This is a genomic window from Treponema sp. C6A8, from assembly GCF_000619925.1.
In the GTDB taxonomy this organism is placed as follows: Bacteria; Spirochaetota; Spirochaetia; order Treponematales; family Treponemataceae; genus Treponema_D.
In genome coordinates this window covers 1-3,386 of record NZ_JHVB01000019.1, presented here as the reverse complement: position 1 = coordinate 3,386, position 3,386 = coordinate 1, and the positions used below count along the sequence as shown (strand labels likewise).

Sequence of the window (3,386 nt, the reverse complement as noted above, 5' to 3'; positions counted from 1 at the left end):
CGGTTAGTTTCTGCCTGCTACTTCCATTTTTTTATTCTCTATTGACAAAGGCACAACATATCAAATTGCTATATGTAAAACTAAGAGCGCTTTTCAGCTGAATTTCATAATTTTTGAAGTATGAAATCCAGTTGAATGATTTTGAGAAAGCTGTTTTTTGCTTAAAACCTGTCATTTTCACTTAAAAAAGGCCTTTTTACGGCTATAAATCAGTCAATTCTTCTCTTAGTCCTGAAAATTGGTATTTGTAGGACTAAAATTCAGTGTTTTCAGACGAACTGGAAACACTAGATGTAGTGGTGGATTCTATTAATCAAAAACATGATACTTCGCTTTTTCATAAGTTTCATACAATTCACCGATTCCTATAATTAGCAAATCATCATTTTCTATTTCTTCTACAAAATCGTAATCCTTTTCTTTAAGTACAGTCACATAAACAAAAGTTGGAAAATATATTGGTTCTATTACATCATATCCCTCATGTCTTGCTGTAACAATTGCGTAATCTGAGCCATGAAAGCCTTCTGAATCAGACCATTGCAATGGCTCATTTAATTTTACAATTACAGCATTTTTTCCCGTTTTAAATTTTATTGAACGAATATATTCACATTCTCTCACATATGATAACTGTTTGTTTTCTAAAGACGATAAAAAATACTTTTCCATAACTTTCTCCTAAAATTCAGGATTAACTCCGGAGACATTTGTTACTTTGACTGCTCCTAATTCAATAGGGTCTTTTGCTTCTGAAATCTGTCTGTTTTCTTCTATATAAAAAGCATTAGTCTGAACAGACTCATCAGGCAGGATAGTCTTAACCTTTCTGTCTTTCTGGTCGTACTCATAAGAGGTAGATAAAGATGTCATCTTTGGTTTTGAATTCAACAGGTCTTCCAAAGTTCCCTCTTTAAACTCAGTCATCCCTTCTTTTACTGTTCTGCCCTTAATATCGTATTCGACTGCTCTGCTTGCGTTCCAGCCGTCAACGCCGTTTACAAAACCTGTTTTTGCAGTGCGAACTGCACGGCCTACACCATCAACCTGCAACACGGTCTGTATTACGGAAGTATCTTTTGCGTCAAACGTAACCTTATTGTTAGTTAAAGCATACCACAAATCGTGCTTGCCGTCAGCATTTACAGAAGGCGTATAATATTCATAACTTACGGCAGGGGAAACATATTAAGCATTCGGCTTTTGTGTTTTGCAATATATGTTATAAATATAATAAAAAAAGGAACTTTTATTACTGATAAACAGAAAAACCGCCCTTTATCTGAAGGACGGCATTTAATTCTTGAAAATTAAATGCTAGCAGGTAGTAAATTATCTGAACTGAACCTTAGTCTATTAAGCTGATTTTCTAAAGAGCTTTTTTCAGTTCAAGAATTCTTTCTAAAGGAAGTTTTGAAGCCTGGGCAATCTGTTCTACGGTTCCAAGTTTCATTTTCAGAAGATTTATAGCAGTATCTTCGGCTCCACGAGAAATACCTTGTTGAATACCTTCCGCAATGCCTTCTTTGCGAGCGGCTCTCTGAATGTCACGGTCGTGTAAGTTCATGGCTGCGTAATCCCTCCTGAATATCTCGTTTTCCTTTGTCTTTTCAACAAGTTGAGAAAGACGTCTTGAAAAATCATCTTTCCCAGGTTCATTAGTGCTTATAAAGTGCAGAAAAGCCTGAATCTTCGGGTCTTTTGCTTCTTTATATGCACTTGCATTATAGATTACCTTGCATGATTTGTCATTTAAATTTACTTCAGGATTTTCAATACACTCATTTTTGAAAGTATAGCAGGGAAGTCCGTAGCATCTGCCATTTTCATCCTTAAAAGGGTCGTGCTTGCAGATGAAAAGAATATAGCTTTCTTTAAGTTCCTGATAATCCTGTCCTTTCATAAGGCTGTCGATGTCAATCATGGACTGGTAATAACGTGTACGTTTTCCAAGGGCTTCCTGCGGATATGACTGCAATTCTACGTCTATGATTTTATCAGAATCCTTAATATAGACATCAAGGCGGACACCTTTTGTCGAATAGTAAGGTGCAATCTGTTTTTCAAGCTTGGGGTATTCGACGTGATTTACTTTTACGTGCAGAAGTCTCTCTACAAGTTCTGCGCAGATTTCAGGGTTATGTAAGACAGCCTGAAACATTCCGTCATCGGTAAAGGTAAGTTCTTCAATTGATTTTGAGTGATAGGTTGTGTTTTCCATTTGCATAATCTCCTTACCTATATACTTTCCAAGATGATACTGTTTTGACAAAAATTTTGAAAAATAGTTATATTTTTTTTTAAAGAAATTTCAAAAAAACGCATGGAGTTGTATAGTATCTATTTCTTGTGAGGCAGATAATTAAATCTGCTTAATCTTTTACAAATGTCTTAATGTAAAAAGTTTTGATTATGTGTATATTTAGATAGCAGCTTGTTGACTTCAAGTTCCTTTATCAGTTTGAAAATGTGATCTGATAATTTATTGCTGTGTTTGTGTTCACTTGTTGCTGATACAAAAAGACTTTCTGCATCAAAAGTTATAGAAGGTGTATAATTGAAAACTATGATAGACTTACTGGTATTGATAGTAATTTAAAGCAGGTTTCAGAGTAATTTATGTTTTATATTTTTAAGATTATTATTAATATTTTCATTTCACTTATGTGTTGTGTAGGTGGATATTTTACTTATAAGGAAATAATTAATTCTGATGATGATTTTTATTTGATTATAAAACTAATTTTTTTGATAGGTGTATCTGTTTGTTTCTTTATTTTTGCAATCAAATATTATTTTGATTATAAGAAATAGCATGTTGGTACATTTGCTATACATTCTCGCGAATGTATAGCAATTTCCTTACTCCTACAAATAGCAATTGATGTTACATAAAAAATAAAAATCTTCTTACCAACAATTCCCTACCCTCCGACTATAAGAATATATTTCTTATAATTTGGAGTACCTATTGAGCAGGTACAGGTGCTTTTGGGACATACAAAGATAGACACGACACTACGCTATGCAAACGTGCAGCAGGACAACGTAAAACATTCCCATACAAAATTTCTCTGCTAATTTTTTAAACTTTTTTTCATTTTCATTTCCGAATTTTCATTGTCTGCGGATATATAATATATGTGGAAAAAGTAATTATGGATTGCGTGGTGCTGGGGAACCCATACCCGGTACTGAATGAAAAAAGGGAACTGGAATGTTTTATTGATATTGAAGCATTGAAAATTGTACGCCTGGAAAAAGGCCTTTCTGAAAGCAAAAAAAAACTGTGCCTGCGGATTGCAGACGGCAGCATCTGGCTTCATTTTAAAAAGACTTCTGCCAACAACAGATTTACTGTTAGCGGGACTCTTTCTGGGAAAACT

4 protein-coding genes are annotated in these 3,386 nt (G+C 34.2%); 1 reads left to right on the top strand and 3 read right to left on the bottom strand.

Translation table 11 applies throughout. The annotated features are described in order from the left end of the window. Positions 1 to 309: 309 nt before the first annotated feature. The 3 genes from T530_RS0111945 to T530_RS0111935 form a co-directional block, all read right to left on the bottom strand. Positions 310 to 672, bottom strand: a complete 363-nt coding sequence (locus tag T530_RS0111945; protein WP_027729211.1) for a hypothetical protein — start codon at positions 670 to 672, stop codon at positions 310 to 312. 9 nt (positions 673 to 681) lie between these two features. Continuing rightward, positions 682 to 1,122 (bottom strand): hypothetical protein, encoded by a 441-nt coding sequence (locus T530_RS0111940; RefSeq protein ID WP_197018283.1) that lies wholly within the window; start codon positions 1,120 to 1,122, stop codon positions 682 to 684. Positions 1,123 to 1,369: 247 nt separating this feature from the next. Further along, entirely contained in the window at positions 1,370 to 2,221 is an 852-nt protein-coding gene (locus tag T530_RS0111935; RefSeq protein WP_027729209.1) for an Rpn family recombination-promoting nuclease/putative transposase, read from the bottom strand. Positions 2,222 to 3,143: 922 nt separating this feature from the next. On the opposite strand from T530_RS0111935, the gene T530_RS14350 reads away from it, so the two are divergent. After that, the coding region (locus T530_RS14350) for a hypothetical protein (RefSeq protein ID WP_038074675.1) at positions 3,144 to 3,386 on the top strand (243 nt) is incomplete at its 3' end.